The organism is Serratia sp. CY31944 (genome assembly GCF_052169175.1).
GTDB lineage: Bacteria > Pseudomonadota > Gammaproteobacteria > Enterobacterales > Enterobacteriaceae > Serratia > Serratia sarumanii.
Genome location: NZ_JBJNLG010000021.1, coordinates 36,141 through 53,888, shown reverse-complemented (window position 1 = coordinate 53,888; position 17,748 = coordinate 36,141). Strand labels below are relative to the sequence as shown.

17 protein-coding genes are annotated in these 17,748 nt (G+C 60.0%); 9 read left to right on the top strand and 8 right to left on the bottom strand.

Going from position 1 to position 17,748, the window contains the following annotated elements:
- Nucleotides 1-154 precede the first annotated feature (154 nt).
- The 6 genes from ebgA (at nucleotide 155) to ACJ8IN_RS19915 (ending at nucleotide 6,634) form a co-directional block, all read left to right on the top strand.
- On the top strand, nucleotides 155-3,244 hold the full coding sequence (gene ebgA / locus ACJ8IN_RS19940; protein ID WP_308325667.1) for a beta-galactosidase subunit alpha: 3,090 nt from the start codon (nucleotides 155-157) through the stop codon (nucleotides 3,242-3,244).
- Nucleotides 3,241-3,693 carry a beta-galactosidase subunit beta gene (locus tag ACJ8IN_RS19935; RefSeq protein WP_033646409.1) on the top strand — a complete coding sequence of 151 codons (453 nt, stop codon included), beginning with the start codon at nucleotides 3,241-3,243 and terminating at the stop codon, nucleotides 3,691-3,693. Before ebgA ends, ACJ8IN_RS19935 begins: the two co-directional genes overlap by 4 nt.
- 58 nt (nucleotides 3,694-3,751) lie before the next feature.
- Entirely contained in the window at nucleotides 3,752-5,254 is a 1,503-nt protein-coding gene (locus ACJ8IN_RS19930; RefSeq protein ID WP_041034703.1) for an amino acid permease, read from the top strand.
- Nucleotides 5,255-5,356: 102 nt separating this feature from the next.
- A complete protein-coding gene (locus tag ACJ8IN_RS19925) occupies nucleotides 5,357-5,671 on the top strand; it encodes an ArsR/SmtB family transcription factor (protein ID WP_161765118.1) in 315 nt (104 codons plus the stop codon).
- Nucleotides 5,668-5,997 (top strand): SRPBCC family protein, encoded by a 330-nt coding sequence (locus ACJ8IN_RS19920; protein WP_033646406.1) that lies wholly within the window; start codon nucleotides 5,668-5,670, stop codon nucleotides 5,995-5,997. Before ACJ8IN_RS19925 ends, ACJ8IN_RS19920 begins: the two co-directional genes overlap by 4 nt.
- Nucleotides 5,998-6,040: 43 nt before the next feature.
- Entirely contained in the window at nucleotides 6,041-6,634 is a 594-nt protein-coding gene (locus tag ACJ8IN_RS19915) for an ATP-dependent Clp protease proteolytic subunit (RefSeq protein WP_033638144.1), read from the top strand.
- A 5-nt stretch (nucleotides 6,635-6,639) separates the two neighbouring features.
- Here the strand turns inward: ACJ8IN_RS19915 and ACJ8IN_RS19910 are convergent, their stop codons facing one another.
- Genes ACJ8IN_RS19910 through ACJ8IN_RS19885 form a run of 6 tightly spaced genes read right to left on the bottom strand, consistent with a single transcriptional unit; the run spans nucleotide 6,640 to nucleotide 13,569 of the window.
- Nucleotides 6,640-7,506, bottom strand: coding sequence for a hypothetical protein (locus tag ACJ8IN_RS19910; protein ID WP_033638145.1), 867 nt, complete (start codon nucleotides 7,504-7,506; stop codon nucleotides 6,640-6,642).
- A 44-nt stretch (nucleotides 7,507-7,550) separates the two neighbouring features.
- Entirely contained in the window at nucleotides 7,551-8,300 is a 750-nt protein-coding gene (locus ACJ8IN_RS19905; protein ID WP_161765116.1) for a fimbrial biogenesis chaperone, read from the bottom strand.
- Nucleotides 8,300-9,640, bottom strand: coding sequence for a fimbrial protein (locus tag ACJ8IN_RS19900; protein ID WP_161765114.1), 1,341 nt, complete (start codon nucleotides 9,638-9,640; stop codon nucleotides 8,300-8,302). Before ACJ8IN_RS19900 ends, ACJ8IN_RS19905 begins: the two co-directional genes overlap by 1 nt.
- Nucleotides 9,641-9,668: 28 nt before the next feature.
- On the bottom strand, nucleotides 9,669-12,203 hold the full coding sequence (locus ACJ8IN_RS19895; RefSeq protein ID WP_308325668.1) for a fimbria/pilus outer membrane usher protein: 2,535 nt from the start codon (nucleotides 12,201-12,203) through the stop codon (nucleotides 9,669-9,671).
- 20 nt (nucleotides 12,204-12,223) lie between these two features.
- Entirely contained in the window at nucleotides 12,224-12,976 is a 753-nt protein-coding gene (locus tag ACJ8IN_RS19890; RefSeq protein WP_223182005.1) for a fimbrial biogenesis chaperone, read from the bottom strand.
- A gap of 59 nt (nucleotides 12,977-13,035) precedes the next feature.
- Entirely contained in the window at nucleotides 13,036-13,569 is a 534-nt protein-coding gene (locus ACJ8IN_RS19885) for a fimbrial protein (RefSeq protein WP_015377562.1), read from the bottom strand.
- 375 nt (nucleotides 13,570-13,944) lie between these two features.
- Between ACJ8IN_RS19885 and ACJ8IN_RS19880 the strand changes: the two genes are divergently transcribed.
- Entirely contained in the window at nucleotides 13,945-14,628 is a 684-nt protein-coding gene (locus ACJ8IN_RS19880; RefSeq protein WP_230200400.1) for a helix-turn-helix transcriptional regulator, read from the top strand.
- A gap of 7 nt (nucleotides 14,629-14,635) precedes the next feature.
- Here the strand turns inward: ACJ8IN_RS19880 and ACJ8IN_RS19875 are convergent, their stop codons facing one another.
- The gene (locus ACJ8IN_RS19875) at nucleotides 14,636-15,106 is read right to left on the bottom strand and encodes a winged helix-turn-helix transcriptional regulator (protein WP_202394097.1); all 471 of its coding nucleotides are present in this window, start codon (nucleotides 15,104-15,106) and stop codon (nucleotides 14,636-14,638) included.
- Nucleotides 15,107-15,293: 187 nt separating this feature from the next.
- On the opposite strand from ACJ8IN_RS19875, the gene ACJ8IN_RS19870 reads away from it, so the two are divergent.
- The gene (locus ACJ8IN_RS19870; RefSeq protein ID WP_230200399.1) at nucleotides 15,294-15,629 is read left to right on the top strand and encodes a tautomerase family protein; all 336 of its coding nucleotides are present in this window, start codon (nucleotides 15,294-15,296) and stop codon (nucleotides 15,627-15,629) included.
- 3 nt (nucleotides 15,630-15,632) lie between these two features.
- On the opposite strand, the gene ACJ8IN_RS19865 is transcribed toward ACJ8IN_RS19870, so the two are convergent.
- The gene (locus ACJ8IN_RS19865) at nucleotides 15,633-16,514 is read right to left on the bottom strand and encodes a LysR family transcriptional regulator (RefSeq protein WP_047567978.1); all 882 of its coding nucleotides are present in this window, start codon (nucleotides 16,512-16,514) and stop codon (nucleotides 15,633-15,635) included.
- A gap of 181 nt (nucleotides 16,515-16,695) precedes the next feature.
- Between ACJ8IN_RS19865 and ACJ8IN_RS19860 the strand changes: the two genes are divergently transcribed.
- Nucleotides 16,696-17,640: an amidohydrolase family protein gene (locus ACJ8IN_RS19860; protein WP_047567976.1), complete on the top strand. Its 945-nt coding sequence runs from the start codon at nucleotides 16,696-16,698 to the stop codon at nucleotides 17,638-17,640.
- Nucleotides 17,641-17,748: the final 108 nt, after the last annotated feature.

Genomic DNA, 17,748 nt, shown 5'->3' with positions numbered 1-17,748 from the left:
TCGGCGGGGGCGTTGGCGCTCAAAATTAACGTCATGATAAAAAAAGGCCTTTGAGATTTATTGTGATCCTGTCGTCATTTGGTAAATATCAACTGTAATTTTTACTAAATATTTACTATCGTTTCCGCATTGCACAGGTGTCGGGAGACGTGACGTGAATAATTGGGAAAACATTGAAAAACAGTCGGAGCACCGGTTGGCACCGCGCGCGAGCTTCTTCAGCTACGCGGACGCCGGGCAGGCGCTGAGCTTCGATCGCAACGCCAGCCGGCGTTTCCAACTGCTGAGCGGCCGCTGGCGTTTTCGCTTCTTCGAGCACCCGGCGCAGGTGCCGGCGGCATTTTACCGGGAGCCGATGAACGACTGGGGCGATATGGCGGTGCCGGGCATGTGGCAGCTGGAAGGGCACGGCCACCTGCAGTACACCGATGAGGGCTTCCCGTTCCCGATCGACGTGCCTTACGTGCCGACCAATAACCCCACCGGCGCCTATCAACGCCACTTTACGCTCGACGCCGGCTGGCAGGATCAGCAAGTGCTGATCAAATTCGACGGCGTGGAAACCTACTTCGAGGTGTACGTCAACGGCGACTATGTCGGCTTCAGCAAGGGCAGCCGACTGTGCGCCGAGTTCGACATCAGCCCCTATGTGCGGCAGGGCGAGAATCTGCTGTCGGTGCGGGTGATGCAGTGGGCCGACTCCACCTACATCGAAGATCAGGACATGTGGTGGATGGCCGGCATTTTCCGCGACGTCTATCTGATCGGCCAGAGCGCTACCCACCTTCACGATCTGACGCTGGTCACCACCTTCGATGAGCGCTATTGCGACGCGCAGTTGGCGATCGATGCCGAGCTGCGCCATCTCGGTGTGCAGGCCGCCGAGGGCTGCCGCCTGCAGGCGCAGCTGTTCGACGGCGATCGCTGCGTGGCGGAGCAGTGGCACGACGATCTGCGCATCGAGCGGGCGCTGAACTGCCGTTTCGAACTGCCGGTCAGCTGCCCGCAGCAGTGGAATGCGGAAAATCCCTATCTGTATCAGCTGTTGCTCAGTCTGTATGACGGCGCCGGCAACCTGCTGGGCGTGGTGCCGCAGCGGGTGGGGTTCCGCGAGATTGCGGTGCGCGACGGGCTGATGTACGTCAACGGCCGCTACCTCAAGCTGCACGGCGTCAACCGGCACGATCACGATCACCGCAAAGGGCGCGCCGTCGATATGGCGCGGGTGGAGCGCGATATCGTGCTGATGAAGCAGCACAACATCAACTCGGTGCGCACCGCCCATTACCCCAACGATCCGCGCTTTTACGAGCTGTGCGATCTCTATGGCCTGTTTGTGATGGCGGAAACCGATTTGGAGAGCCACGGCTTCGCCAACGTCGGCGATCTGAGCCGCATCACCGACGATCCGCGCTGGGAGCAGGCCTACGTCGAGCGCATCGAACGCCACGTGGCGGCGCAGAAAAATCACCCGTCGATCATTATCTGGTCGCTGGGCAACGAGTCCGGCTACGGCTGCAACATTCGCGCCATGGCCCGGCGCTGCAAGGCGCTCGATCCGACCCGTCTGATCCACTATGAAGAAGATCGCGACGCCGAAGTGACCGACGTGATCAGCACCATGTATTCCCGCGTGGCGATGATGAACGCCTTCGGCGAATACCCGCACCCCAAACCGCGCATCCTGTGCGAATACGCCCACGCGATGGGCAACGGCCCCGGCGGGCTGTTCGAATACCAGTCGGTGTTTAACCGCCACGCCAGTTTGCAGGGGCACTACATCTGGGAGTGGTGCGATCACGGTCTGCTGAGCCACGACGAACAGGGGCGCGAGCGCTACCAGTACGGCGGCGATTACGGCGACTACCCGAACAACTACAACTTCTGCATGGACGGCCTGATCTACCCGGACCAGCGCCCCGGCCCCGGCCTGCGTGAATACCAGCAGGTGCTGTGCCCGGTGGAGGTGACGGCGGAGGAAGGCGCAGGCGACGTGCTGCGGGTGAAAAACCGCTATTGGTTCAGCTCGCTGGCGGACATCACGCTGAAGGTCAGCGTCAAGACCGACGGCCGCCAGGTGGCGAGTTACGAATTCAAGCTGCCGCACCTGCAGCCGGGCGAGAGCGAAGACATGCACCTGCCGGTGTTGGCGCTGGGGCAGGGGGAAACGCTGATCGACGTGGCGGTGCATAAGGATAGCGCCACCCGCTACAGCGAGAGCGGCCAGCGGCTGGGACATTATCAGCATCTGCGCCGGGCGGCGACGCGGCGACCGGCTCCACCACCGGCCGATGCGCCGGTGCTGCAATGCCGCGAGGAAAATCATCGGCTGATCGTCAGCGGCGGCCGGTTCCAGCTGGCGTTCTCGCTGCTGAGCGGCGAACTGCTGTCGTGGCGGGTAGACGATGAAGAAGTGGTGGGGCGCGCGCCGCGCATCACCTTCTTCAAACCGGTGATCGATAACCATAAACAGGAATATGAGGGGATTTGGCTGCCGCATCACTTCCCCATCATGCAGCAGCACTTCCGCCGCCTCAATCGGCAATGGCAGGGCGAGGATCTGCTGCTCGAGGTACATAGCCTGATCGCACCGCCGGTGTTCGACTTCGGCATGCGCTGCACCTACCGCTGGCGCATCTCCCCGGAGGGCTACGTCAGCCTGGATCTGGCCGGTGAGCCTTACGGCGATTTCCGCCAGATTATCCCGAAAATCGGCCTCGATTTCGGCATCAGCCGCCGTTTCGAACAGGTGGAATACTACGGCCGCGGGCCGGGCGAGAACTACCGTGACAGCTGCCGGGCCAACCTGATCGGCCACTACCGGCAGCGCGCCGACGCGCTGTTCGAACACTATCCGTTCCCGCAGGACAACGGCAATCGGCAGGACGTGCGCTGGCTGAGTTTGCAGGACGCGGCGGGCAAGGGGATCTTCATCCAGCCGCAGCGGCCGATCAATTTCAGCCTGTGGCCCTACAGCGCCGAGATGCTGCACCAGGCCCAGCACATCAACGAGCTGGAGCCTAGCGACTGCCTGACGCTGAACCTGGACGACCAGATCCTCGGCCTCGGCTCCAACTCCTGGGGCTCCGAAGTGCTGGATACCCACCGGGTCTATCTGGCGCCGTTCAGCTACGGTTTCACGCTGGTGCCGTTCGACGGGCGGCAAACGCAGGGCGCCGCGCTCGCCGGTTATGACTTCGCGCCCGCTCACCACCACCCGCAGTCTGCGGAGGAAAACGCATGATCATTCTCGAATCCCTGGCGGAGTTTCAGCGCATCTATCACAGCGGCAAGAAGTGGCTGCGCTGCATGGAGGCGATCGCCAATGTCGATCGCATCAGCCCGAACGTGTGCCATTCGATCGGCGACTCGCTGACGTATCGGCTGAGCGTCGGTGCCGGCCGCCAGCACGGTTGGCTGGAGGGCAACCGCCGCTACTTCGACGTGCACTATTACCTCGAGGGGGAAGAGACCGTCGAGGTGGCCGACAAGCGGGCGCTGACGACGGTGGCGCCCTATCAGGACGAAACCGACCGCGAGTTTTTCAGCGGCGAAGGCGAGAGGCGCCGGGTCGGCAAAGGCAACGTGGCGATCTTCGAAAATCACCAGGCTCACCGCTTCACAGAAAGCGGCAAGGTAAAAAAAGTCATTTTAAAAGTGACGGTGGAAGACAGCTATTTCGTTAACAAATAGCGCGCTCGCCGATCGATAACAACAAACCGAAGTCCCCTACACCATTCGGAGAATCTCTATGGCTGCGTCGAACAGAAACACCATCGGCAAGTTTGGCCTGCTGTCGATGACGTTTGCGGCAGTGTTCAGTTTCAACAACGTGATTAACAACAATATTCAGCTCGGGGTCGCCTCGTCGCCGGTGTTCCTGGTGGCGACCATCATTTACTTCATTCCCTTTTGCCTGATCATCGCCGAGTTCGTCTCGCTCAACCGCAACTCCGAGGCCGGCGTTTATGCCTGGGTGAAAAGCGCGCTCGGCGGGCGCTGGGCGTTTATCACCGCCTACACCTATTGGTTCGTGAACCTGTTCTTCTTCACCGCGCTGCTGCCGCGCGTCATCGCCTACGCTTCTTACGCGTTCCTGGGCTATGACTACGTGTTTACCCCGCTGACCACGGCGATCATCAGCATCTTCCTGTTCGCCTTCTCGACCTACATTTCCAACAGCGGCGCAAAACTGCTGGGGCCGATGACTTCGGTGACCTCGTCGCTGATGCTGCTGCTGACGTTTTCCTACATCGTTCTGGCGGGCGCGGCGGTGCTGGGCGGCATCGAGCCGGCCGACCCGATCAACGTGCAGGCGATGACGCCGAACTTCAACTGGGCGTTCCTCGGCATTACCGCCTGGATCTTCCAGGCGGCGGGCGGGGCGGAGTCCGTGGCGGTGTACGTGAACGATGTGAAAGGCGGCAGCCGCGCCTTCGTGAAGGTGATCATCGTTTCCGGGCTGTTCATCGGCGTGCTGTATTCGGTGTCTTCGCTGCTGATCAACGTGTTCGTCCACCGCGCTGACCTGCATTTCACCGGCGGCACGGTGCAGGTGTTCGAAGGCCTGTCGGCGCACTTCGGCCTGCCGACGGTGCTGATGAACCGCTTTGTCGGCATCGTCTCCTTCACCGCCATGTTCGGCTCGCTGCTGATGTGGACGGCGGCGCCGGTGAAGATTTTCTTCACCGAGATCCCGAAGGGCATTTTCGGCGAGAAAACCATTCGTCTGAACCGGCACGGCGTGCCGACTCGCGCCGCCTGGATCCAGTTCTTCATCGTCATCCCGCTGATGCTGATCCCAACGCTGGGTTCCAGCAGCGTGCAGGATTTGATGAACACGCTGATCAACATGACCGCCGCGGCCTCGATGCTGCCGCCGCTGTTCATCATGTTGGCCTACCTGAATCTGCGGCTGAAGTACGACCGGGTGGCGCGCGATTTCAAAATGGGCTCGCGCCTGCAGGGCATCGCCATCGTCAGCGTGCTGATCGCCATCTTCACCGTCGGCTTCTTTGCCTCGACGTTCCCGACCGGCGCCAGCATCATGACCATCGTGTTCTATAACGTCGGCGGGCTGGTGGTGTTCCTCGGCTACGCCTGGTGGAAGTACAACCGCTACGCGAAAAGCCTGAGCGCCGAGGCGCGCTACCACGAAGACATGCCGTTGGCGCGCCTCGCGCTCGAAGCGCAGGAAGGGGCGCAGGCCGGGCAATCCGCGTTGACCACGCCCGTTTGCAATAAACCGCTGTAATTTCTCCTCTATCGGCTCCGTGCCCCGGCGCGGAGTCTCGCTTTGCGCAAAAATCCTGCCCTGGCGCTTGCATAATACATAAGTGAATACTAATGTGTTTGTATGAACGAAAATGACATCTTCAAGGCGCTGGCCGATCCGACTCGCCGCACCATCTTCGACAAGCTCGCCGTCGGCAGCATGAACGCCAGCGCGCTGCGCGAAGGGCTGCCCATCAGCCAGTCCGCGATGTCGCAACACCTGGCGGTGCTGCGCAATGCCGGGCTGGTGCGCGAGACGAAGCGGGGGCGCTTCGTCAATTACCAGGTCGACCCGGAAGGGCTGGCGCAGATCGCCGATTGGCTGGCGAAGTACCGCGCCTGGTGGCCGGCGCGCATCGACGCGTTGCAAACCTTGCTGAAGGATATGGATCAATGAACAAACAGGCTGAGCAGCCGCCGCGCGATCGGCTGATATTGGAGTATTCGCTCGATGCGCCGCCGGAAAAAGTGTGGCGAGCGCTCAGCATTCCCGAGCTGCGCGAGCAGTGGCTGCCTCCGGGGGATTTGGCGCAGGCCGAACCGCTGGCCGCCACGCCGGGCGAAGCGGTGAGCTACCGTCTGCGTGACGACCGGCCGCCGTTCCTTGAAAGCGTGGTGACGCTGCAGATAGTGCCGGACGCCGCTGGCGGCAGCCTGCTGCGGATTATCCACCAGCTCGACGCCGCCAATGACGGTTCGGTGACGATGATGCTCGCCGCCTGACGCGTTAAATTCATTTCCCTTTTGCCAACCCAGGAGTTCACCGATGCGTGAGAAGATGATGCTCGTCCCGATGGTGGTGGAACAGACCAGCCGGGGAGAACGTTCCTTTGATATTTATTCGCGCCTGCTGCGCGACCGGATCGTTTTCCTCAATGGCGAAGTCAACGACGACGTGGCCGAAATGCTGTGCGCCCAACTGCTGTTTCTGGAAGCGGAAAACCCGGAGAAACCGATCCACCTGTACATCAACTCGCCGGGCGGGGTGATCACCAGCGGGCTGGCGATTTACGACACCATGCAGTATATCCGCGCGCCGGTGCATACGCTGTGCATGGGCACCGCGCGCTCGATGGGGTCGTTTCTGCTGATGGCCGGCGAGCCGGGCCACCGCATGGCGCTGCCCAACGCCAGCCTGCACGTGCACCAGCCGCTGGGCGGCTTTCAGGGGCAGGCCTCCGACATCTTGATTCATGCCGAAGAGATGAAACGCACCAAAGACACGGTGATCCGGCTGTACGCCAAACATTGCGGCCTCAGCTACGAAGAGGTGGAGCGGGTGTTGGATCGCGATCGCTTTATGACCGCCGACGAAGCGGCGGCTTGGGGGTTGATCGATCGGGTGCTGCGGGAAAGGTAAACGGCTCAGCGGGGCTCGGCGGCCTGCGGCGTGTGCCAAACTCGTTCAAGCCCGAATTCGACCATCGCGAAATAGAGGCTGAAATAGCGCTCCGCCATGATAAAGAACGAACTGTTGAGTTCGATCACCACGTTATTGGTGGTGGTCAGCAGGCCGGATTTTTCCGCCGCCTGCAGAATGCGATTCACGTGCGCGCGTGAGACGGAGCACGACTTGGCGATTTTCGCCGAGGAGAGCAGCAGAAAGGGGGAGTCCTGCCGGATGCTTTCGATATGCAGCATCAGCAGCACCATGTGGCCGGCGTCCTTGCTGATAAACAGCCCGGATTGCGGCACCAGATCGATCAGGTAAATCTCCTTGAGCATCAGTTGCCCGTAGGCGGCGAAAAAGGTGGGCAGAAAGTCGGGCGCCGCCAGCAGCGCCGCGATAGGCATCTGTGGCGCCAGCGCCTGATAGGGCCGCGCCATCGAGGCGATCAGCGCCTGGGTTTCCGCCAGCGCGTGCGGCGTAGGTTTATAGCGCAGCTGGCGCTTGTCATGTTCACAGGGTTTGACCTCCAGCCGGCGGCCGACCCGCAAAAAGAACAGAAAGGAGTCCAGGGAGTTCTCGCTGATGATGTTCTTCCCTTTAAAAAAGGCTTTGATGTCTTTCAGCCCGGCGGCGGGCTGGTGGTAGTAAATGGACAGGATGGTGGAACAAATGATGAACCGGCTGTTCCTGAAGATGATTTTGTAAAACAGCGGATGCTTCTTGTAGGTCTCCTTCAATAATTCCCCGTGTTTGACGATGGCGGTATGAAATGCCGGTGACTGCCTGATGTTGTTGGCCTGTTTCTCCAGGTGAAACTGTAGCTGGAATCTGCTTAGACTCATTTTTCCCTATTTCCTGTACTTAAAAAATGTACTGCTTTTTATCGTTATGGGGTTGCTGTGTATGACTTGACGATCTGCTGGCCCTGGTCGTTGATGAAGGTGGCCTGAACGGTGATCTGAGAAGGGAGCGTCGGCGCCGCAACGCCGTCGAGGTGATAATCCCGCATGCTGAACGGTGCGGTCATCATGTCGCTTTCTTGCCGCACCGGGTAATCGCGCCTGCCGGTTTGCACGGCGATGCGGGCGAAGGAGAGATAAAACGCCGACCGGTTGTGACAGCGCAGCAGATAGCCGCCAGGCGATTTTTGCAGCGAGAACGAGACGGCCTCGGCCGCGTTTTCGGCGTTTCCCTTTAGCGCTTTGGGGCGGTAGAAGATTTTCATCTGCGTGTTCATCGCCAGCGTCACGCGCGACGTCAGCGGCGGCGTGGTCGGCTGGCTGGGCGGGATCTCATACAGATTAAGCCAGAACACCGACTCCCGGTCGGTGGGCAGGGCCGCACCGGCAAACAGGATCCGCAGCCCTTTCAGCGCCGAAGGCGGCAGGGCGAAAACGCTGGGCAGGGTGACAAACGGCGCGCGTGACAGCTCGGGGGCGGCGTTGACGTCGCCGTCATCGACCCAGGTTTGCGCCACGATCGGATAGCCGTTGGTGTTGAGCAACATCAGGGTTTTTTCCGTGTCGCCCTCGCGGAAAATCACCCGGGTGGCGGAGGCGATGATGCCTGCCTGCGCGCCCATGGCCGCCAGCGCCAGCAGCAGGGCGCATCCCATCGTCAGATATTTCTTTCTCATCATTGCACCTTAACCCAGACGTAGGCCCTGGCGTCCACTTTGCCGGCGGTGACGGTTTGCCCGGGCAGCCGGGCGAGCGTGGCGGTGAGCTGGGTGGTGTAGTGGGTGAACCCCGCCGCGGTGCTGCCGCCGCCGCTGGCGCCGTTGAGCACCGGATACCAGCCGGCGTCGTTGCCCTGCGGGCATTGCCCGGCGCTGCAGCGCGCCCAGCCGACGAAGTTCATCGGCGCGCCGTTGCCGGCGTTGGCGAGCGCGATGCCCACGCCGGTGGCGACGCTGCTGTCGGTGCCGTAGCCGCTGGAGAGCAGGTAGCTCACGCCGCCGTTGGCGCTGACCAGCCCGAGCTGCTGCGCCGCGACATAGCTTTCATACGGCACCTGCAGGCCGAGGGCGGTATTGTTGCTGCTGACGCCGGACACGGCGGCATTGTCACATTCGATATTGATGGTGAACTGCGCCTGTGAGGTTTGCCCGGCGGTCAACTGGCTGACGGATATGGTCGGCAGGATCACCAGCGGCGTGACGTTGCGCGCCACGCAGGTGGCGGTATAGGTCAATGAGGAAATCGGTGCGGTGCCCATGCCCATCGCGTTCCAGCGCCCGGTGCCCCAGGTGGCGTAGTTGGTGGCGGAGTCGCTGCCGATAGGATCCGAGGCGATGCCGGGCCCCTGAAAGGTGACATAGCCGTTCGGCTGCGTGCAGGTATAGTTCGAATTGCCGGTGGTCGAGGCCATGCCCACCAGCGGGTTGCTGGCGCTGTAGCCGCAGTAGTTGCTGGCGCCCGCGCCCGGCAGCGAGCTGATGCGGATCAGATCGGCGCGGATGGCGCTGAAGTCTTTCACCCGGATCTGAATTTTGCTGCCGACGGTGGCGTAGCGGGTAATCGGCGCCGACTGCCAGTAGCGGGTAAAAACCTTGCCGGAATCCAGATGGGTCAGGCGGATGCCGACGTAGGGGAAGTAGGTGGCGTAGTAGTTGGGGTTACCGTCCTGGGCGCCCAGATCGTAATAGCCGCCGACGCGATCGTCGCCGTTGGTGGCGAAGACTTCATAGATCTGTCCCGCGTCGCCGGCGTCGCATTCATACAACACCTTGTTGGGGTCGGGATAGCGCGTGCCGGAGGTGAGATCGAACACGCTGGTGCCGAGCGGCGTGCCGACGGGCTGCAGGTAAGTGCTGGTCAGGTTAACCCGGCCCAGCGCCGTGCCCACCCCGCAGGGATCGCAACCGGAATCGATCCAGGGGGCGACCCGGGTGCATTGCGCCAGCGCGGCGGGCGCACCGAACAGCGACAGGGCGAGCAGCGCCAGGGCGGCGATCGGGTAAAAAATGCGTTTCATCGTCTCTCCTGAAAATAAGTTTAACGGGCTAGCGGCACGGGGCGCTGAGCCGTTGAATCGGGCCGTCTTCCCCGGCAGACAGGCGGTAATGCAGCGTGCACTGTTGGCCGGGCGCGTCGCCCCAGTTCAGCGTCAGCGCACCGGCATTCCGGTCGCTGCGCAGATACACCTGATTGGCTTGGCCGACCATGCCCACGCTGTTGCCCGCGGCGTCGAGGACGTTGGCGCCCATAGGGATCGGCGCGTTATCGGGCCGCTGCGCGGTGATCAATAGCGCCTGACCGCGCACGGTGTTGAAGCGCAGGCGCACCGTGGCGCCGGCGTACGGGGCGACGCGTCGCTGGCCGTCTTCCAGCTCCGCTTTGTCGTTCATGCCCTCGGGGTTCAGCGCGACGGTGTTGTAGTGATAGGGCACCAGCGACGGTGCCAGGGCATAGCCGAAGCGATCGACGCGCGCGCCCTGGCCGTCCATCACCCGTGCGCCGCTGGCGCCGGGCGCCTCGATCAGGGCGAAGGTGTCGCCGACATACGGCCCTAATGTCACGCCGCCGCGGTGAGCTACCACCGCCCCCTGCAACGACAGGGAGCCTTGTCGGTACTGGCGCGCGGTGGAGAACGAGCCGGTGACGTTGGCGTAAGGCAGACGGGTTTGCAGGTTGCCGCCCCAGATGCTTTGTTGGCGATCGTCATCGGTGGTGAAGTTCAGGCCGTAGCTGACCGGCTGTTCGTCGCCGACGCTGCCCGACAGCGCGGCCTGATAGTTGCCGCCCTGGCCCTGGCTGTGGTTGGCCAACAGCGAGACGCTGGGGGCGGATGATGAACGCCCGAGCGGGAAGCTCAGCGACAGGGCGGTGACGGTCTGCGCGTTTTGCGCCAGCGGCGCGCTGTAGACGTTATCCAGCGGCCCGTAGCCGCGGTAGTCGCCGTTGCTGTAGCCCAGGCTGCGGGTGCGGGTGACGGAGAGGTTAAGCGCCACGCCGTTGCCGAAGGTTTTTCCCCAGCCCAGCTGGAGCTGATTGTCGCGGCCGCGCTGATCGCGGTAGTCCTGAGTCGAGCCGGACATCGTCAGGCTGCCGAACGCGCCCATTCCCTGATTGACGGCGACCTCGAAACGCGACCGCTGGCGGTAAGAGTCGGACTGCCAGCTTTGGCCGGTGGCGGCGGCGCGCCGCACGCCGAGCACGTCGCTGAGATCGCGAAAGCCTTCGGTGGAGTAGCGGTAGCCGGCGATGGACAAGGTGGTGTCCGTCGGGCTGAAGGTTCGGCTGTAAGAGAGGTGCAGCATCCAGCCGGCGGCGCCGCCGTCCGGCAGGCTGGCGTGGGAATAGGTGGTATCCATGCCGAAGGCGCCCAGCCAGCTGCTGTACACGCCGCCCAGCATCATCGCCTGATAGCCGTCCGCCAGCTGGTTGCCGAGGTTGAAGGTCAGGGCGTTGGTCAGGCCGTGCTGCCAGGTCACTTCGCTGAACAGATCGTTGTCGCCGACGTAGCGGGAACGGCCGACGATCGCCGAGTAGCGCGACTGGCCGGGGCGGATGGATTCCGGCACCGCGGCGAACGGCACGGTGAAGGTGCTGACGCTGCCGTCGGCTTCCGTGACCACCACGGTGAGATCGCCGGCGTAGTTGGTGGCGTACAGATCGTTGATGGCGAACGGCCCCGGCGCGACGGTGGTTTCATACAGCGTGCTTTTGCCCTGCAGCACCGTCACGCGCGCGTTGCTTTTCGCCACGCCGCGCACCACCGGCGCATAGCCGCGCTGCGAATCCGGCAGCATGCGGTCGTCCGAACTGAGCTGAATGCCGCGAAAGCCCAGGCCGGAGAAGAAGTGCCCGTCGGTAAAGCCTTCGCCCAACAGCATTTCGCTGCGCCAGGGCAAGATGGCGCGCTGCACGTAGCGGCGGCTGGTGTCCAGATGGCCGCCGAACTCCCGATCGTAGCGGTAGCTGGACTGCTGGCGGTAGCGCCATAGCCCGAGGTTGAAGCCGCCGTTCAGGTTGGCGTAGGTCGAGTCGAGATTGCGGGTTTGCCCCTGTCGGTAACTGACGTGGTACTGGTTGAGGTTGTAATTGACGAAGGCCATCGATTCGCCGCTGTCCAGGCTGGCGGGATTGACGCTGCCGCGCGGCCGGCCGTTCAACAGCGCCTGCGGAATGCTCAGATCCAGCCGCAGCCGCGAGATATCGGCGTTCACCGTGATGTCCTTCAGATCCCGGCCGGGCAGCAGGCATTCCGCTTCGGCGGCCGCCGGCGGATTTTTCAGCCCGAAGCGCGCCAGCTGCGCCCGATCGAAACAGGGCAGCACCTGCTTGCCTGCGCGTACGAAGCGAATTTGATCGCGTTCGAGAAACTGGCCATTGAGGTACAGATCGATCTGATAGCTGCCCGGAGCGACGGCGTCCTGTTGGTTGAACTGGCTCAGGGCGCTGTTGCTCAGCACGCTGCCGCGCAGCAGCGCGGGATCGAAGGTATAGCCGTCGGCGGCGGCGCAGCCCAGCGGCAGCGCCAGCAGCGCGCAACACCAGCGTGTGGGCAGCGGCGTCGCCTTGCGAGCATCGAACATGAATACCTCCCTGTCTGGTTTCAGCGCGCGACGTTCAGGGTGCGTGAGATTTCCACCCCATAGTCATTGATGACGCGCAGTGCGACCTGCCGCACCTCCCCGTTCACCGGCCAACTGGCCTGTGAAAACGGCGGGATCAGATCCGCCTGCGGGATGGCGATGCGCTTCGCGCCGCTCAGGATCGCGGCCTGGCTGACGTTGGCGTAGTAGCCGGTCGGGTTGTCGACGCGCAGCGCGTTGCCGGCCTGGCGCAGGCTGAGCCGATCGATGACGTGGTTGGCGTCGCCGGCCAGCCCGGCGGGGCGATAGAACACCTTCAGCCGATTGGTGACCACCAGCAGCAGTTTGTTCTTGTCGCTGTCCGTCTGGCGCACGGCGGGCACCTGCAGGAAGTTGAGATAGAACAGCGATTCGCGATCGCGCGGCAGCGGCTGGCCGACGAACGACAGCCGCACCATCTGCCCGCTGTGCGGATTCATGCGGAAGATCTGCGGCGAGGCGACGAAAGGTGCATCGGCGTTTTCCGGCGTGGATTTGGGGTTATTGATGTCGAGCCAGATCTGCATCAGCGCCGGGGTGCCGTCGTCGTTGGTGAACTGCAGCGTTTTTTCCCGCGCCTCGGCGGGGTAGATCACGCGGTTGCCGAGCAGCGTCACGCTGGCCGAGGCGTGGGTAGCGGCAAAACTCATCAGGCAAAGCGACAGGGCGGCCCATCGGCGGGCGGAGCGGGTTATCTGCGGCATAAACGTGAACCGATAAAGGGAGCGAGTCATTCAGCGCCGCCCGGCGAAGGGCGGCGCTGGCATCAACAGGTATGGCGCCTGACGCCGGCTTATTTGTAGCTAATGGCGAACTGTGCGGTGGCGATCACCGATCCGGCCGCCACGCCGGTGTCTTCCGCGTAGTAGCGGGCCACCAGGTTCTGCGAGGTGGAGGTGGCGTCTTTGGCCAGCGTCATCGCCGACGTGGTGACGGTCGAACCGCTGGCGAACGACAGCGGCGTAGTGGCGTCGCTGTCCAGCAGTTGAATGGACACCTTGGCCGCATCGCCCGCGTTGCCCAGGTTGCCGTTGGTGGTCGGGTTGTTGCCCGCCAGCACGGTTTTGATCGCCGTATCGCTGGTTGCCGCCGCACAGCCGGTCACGTTGACGGTGAAGGTGGTGTCACCGGCGGTGGCGCCTTTGGTGGCGAGTTTGCTGGCGGCGACGGTCGGCAGCAGAACGACCGGGTTGGATTGGTTACCGTTAATATTCACCGAGCAGGTTTGCGTGCTGACTTCGCCTTTAAATTGCACCGTATTGGACGAAGCGGCCGCACAGGCGCCGGAGAGAGCCAGCATGGATAATGCGACTAATTTAACATTCATGTGAAATGCCCTTTAATTTACTTTAGATAAAAGCTTTCCTGACAGTAATAAATTACTGACGTGCGGTTGTTGATTAATCATGTTGCGCAATTGTTTTTTAAACGCGTCGGCAAACATGGATTTTCATCCTAACAAACTAAGAATTTTCCCTATAGGTGTTTTGAATAAGGCAATAAGACAAGAAGGCCTGCTGTTACATTTTTTTTCATTTGTGCTTATATCATACAAAATAGAAAATAGATCTATATCATTGCGTTGCGATTTTATTGGATCGTCAGTTTTTCCTGTGGAAATAATTTGAAACATTTATGCCTTTTTTGCGTATTAATCAACGTGCTGACGGTTGCCTGATTATTTGAAAAACATGTTATCAAGATGTTTTATATCGGTGTGCTTTGCAGGCGAATTACCCCAAAAAAGAGCAGCGACAAGCCGCCTGAGGTGTGGAAGCATGCTTTCATGCTGATAAGGAGACTTAAAGTGAGAGTGATTTATATCGACGGTTCACCGCTTTGCCGGCTGGGCATGAAAACATTATTGGGCGGCGGGGTGATAACCCTATCCTCACCCAATATGAATATTATTAAAAATATAATTCCGGCGCCTGATTTAATTATTACGGAGTTTCCTCAGGAGATTTACCGGTTCGAGGCGTATTTAAATTTCATTAAATATTCACGTGGTGAATATAAAGATGTCCGGTTACTGTTCTTTATCGATAAGACTTCGCCGCTGATCTTGGCGTTTATCGCTGCGGCGCAGCCGGATGCGATTTTGCACAAACGGGAAACGCTGCAGGTGGTGCGGGAAACCTGCGCGGCGCTGGTCTGCCGTGAGGAGGAAGGTGAGCGGCGCGTGATGAACCGGCATCGGGTGGCGGCGATCACGCCTGGCGAGACGGCGGTGCTGTGTGAAACCGCGCGCACCGAAGATATTCGCCTGACCGCGCGGCGGTTGAACCTGCACCCGAAAACCGTTTATTCGCACCTCAACAATGCCGGGAAGAAGTTCGGCACCCGCAATCGGATGGAACTGCTGAAGATGATTGCGCTGTTGTAGCGTGCCGTTAGCGGGTTTTGCCGACGGCCAGCCGCCATCGCGTGATCTCATCGGCGCCAGGCCCGGCGGCCAGCGCCAGGTTTTGCGGCGGCAGCGATTCGCCTGTCACGGCATCGACCACGCGCAGGGTGGTGGGGTGGCCGGTTGCGCGGTCAACCACGCGCAGCGGCGGCCCGGCCAGCTCGGACAGGTTCCATTTGTCGCCGATCTGGATCATCGCCATCACCAGCAGCCCGAGATCTTTCCCCTTCTCCGTCGGCAGATATTCGTAGCGATCGGGGCGCACCTGATATTGCCGCTTTTCGATAAGGCCGCTGCCTTGCAGCGCCTTGAGCCGATCGGCCAACGTGTTGTTGGTGATGCCGGTCGACTGGCGCAGATCGTCATAGCGCGAGAGCCCCAGCAACAGATCGCGCATGAGAATCGCGCCCCAGCGATCGCCCAATGCCGACAGCACGTGGGCCACCGAGCACGTCATGCCTTCAAACCCTTTTGCTTTCACTTTGCCTTGCCTCCGTTTGCCGCCCTAATGCGGATAATTTTATCTCCTCGGCTTGATCACTTCAATGATTGGAGTTATTACTCTTATTATTGGAGTTTTTTGATACCGGCTGCCGCCCGGTACGGTGTAACCCGGCGGCGAACAGGCCGATGACTTCGTGCGGGTGACCATCGACCAAATCGCCCGAGCCATGGGCAGCGACGCGGAGCAGCAGCAATTCCTGGCGGGCTGTACCCGCATCCTGCAACCCTACCTCGCCGCGCGCGGGCTGCACGTGGGCGAAACGCCGTTCTCGCTGTGGACTATCGAAGGTTTGAAGCCACCGTTGCCGGGGACGGCGGCGGGTGAGAAATGGCGTAGCGAGAACCGGCCTTCGGTGTGTGGGGGAGCGGCGCTGGCGGAATTCCCAATGCTTAAAAGCGACGATGAACGCCGATTTTTATCTTCGCTTAAACAAAGTCGGCATCACCGCGTGGGGGCTGCGAGGGTAACCCGGTAGGCATCATAGGCTATGTTGTACATCTGATATGAATGCATTTACGATGGCGGATTTTTCATTCTTACGATAGATGAAAAACACCTCAGTTGCGTTATCGACGGCGGGGATTGGCCTGTAGGTGATGTTGGGCAGTTTGATTGAGGATAGCGAAGAGGGAACGATGGCGATGCCCAGGCCGGAGGCCACCATGCCGAGCACGCTTAATGTGCTGTCTAACCGATAGGCCACCTTGATGTCTTCTTCAATAATGGCGTTCAGGATACGAAGCTGGCCATCGTCTCTGCTGTTTTCCGAGTAAATGATAAAGTCGCGTCCAGAGAGGTCTTCCTTTTTCAAGGCCTCTTTTTTCGCCAGATCGGAGTCTTCCTGAATCACGACGACCCAGTCAAGTTTTTTTATGGGTATAAAGCCGAGCTCCGGTGGGATATTGAGATCCAGATTGGGGCAGTAGCTGACGTCGATACTTCCGTTGACGATCTCATCGATTTGTTTCCAGTAAGGCATCTCTTTGGCGCGGAAGTTAACGCCGGGGTGCTCTGCTTTAAATCGATGAATATCGGCGGTGACTAATCCTGACGCCACGGCATTGCCGACAAATCCGATGCGCACATTGCCATTCTCACCTTTCGCCGCCGCTTTGGTTTCGTCAAGCGTACTTTTTATTTTCTCATAAATATCCGGCGCGTTTTTTAAAAATACCTCTCCCACCTCAGTTAGTTCGACATTGCGGTTGTTGCGAATAAAGAGTGGTGCGCCGATCTCTTCTTCTAGCGCTTTTATCTGCATGCTGAAAGCCGACTGCGTAATATGAATTCGCTTGGCCGCTTTGCCAAAATGTTTTTCTTCGACGAGGGCCAGAAATGCCTGGATATGGCGAAAATTCATGGATTGGATTCCTGTATCAGTCGTTCAAAAAAATGAATTGGATATATAGCTTCCATGAAAATACCCTCTAATAGAGCTCGCGTTAAAGTGTAGGTTATTTCTTAAATGCGGGCTAGTCAACAACACTCAGCGTGTTGCTATATATTTCAACGATCAAATATATGCATAGTGGAGGCGCTAAATGAATTCATTAGCCAGAATCGACGTTCATACTCACCTGGTCCCGCCCTTTTGGGGCAGCGCGCTGCCGAGCCACGGCGGCGATCCGTCCGGCTGGACCTTGCCCAAATGGACGGCGGACGACCATCTTCGCTATATGGACAAACAGCAAATAGCGACCAGCGTCCTATCGTTAACCGCGCCAAGCGTGGTTGGCTGGGAAGGTCAGGCTCGCCGCGATATGGCCAGGAAAGTCAATGAATATACGGCGGATCTGGTGGCGAAATACCCCACGCGGTTTGGTCACTTCGCGACCGTGCCGTTGCCGGACGTTGAGGGGGCGGTGCGTGAAGTTGAGTATGCACTGGATGTGCTGAAAGCCGATGGTGTGGTGTTATTAACCAATTATGAAGGGGTCTATTTAGGTGATAAAAAGTGGGCTCCGCTTTGGGCTGCGCTTAACCAACGCTCTGCCGTTGTTTTCATTCACCCGGGTCATCCCATCATGGATTTGCTGGATGGCGTACCGGGCCCCTTGGTTGATTATCCGTTTGATACTACCCGCAATGCCGTCCATATGGTGTTGAACGGCGTTATGGATAATTATCCTAATGTGAAAATTATTCTTTCGCATGCCGGCGGTTTCTTGCCTTATGCCGTTTTGCGCTTTACTCTGCTGGCAGAGTCACTTAATCCAAATGGGGCATCAGCTCAGGAGTTGAACGGTAAATTTAAGCGCTTTTATTTTGATACCGCATTGTCTTCCGGCCCTAATGCATTCTCCAGCCTGCTGGCGTTTGCGAATCATAATAATATTCTGTTCGGCAGCGATTATCCTTATGCACCTGAGCCCGTCGCCGCTAAGTTTAATCATATTCTCGACGCCGAGACAAACCTGACCGATGCGCAGAAAGTAAACTTCAATCGGAATAACGGTCTCGCGCTTTTCCCGCGGTTAAATAAATAAAGGTTTCTGCTGGGATGATGCCGCATTGCTTTAAGTGCCGGCGCGTTCCCTCCCTAAAATAAAAAATCCACGCTGAAGCGTGGATTTTTCCGTTTCCGGCAGCCGAGA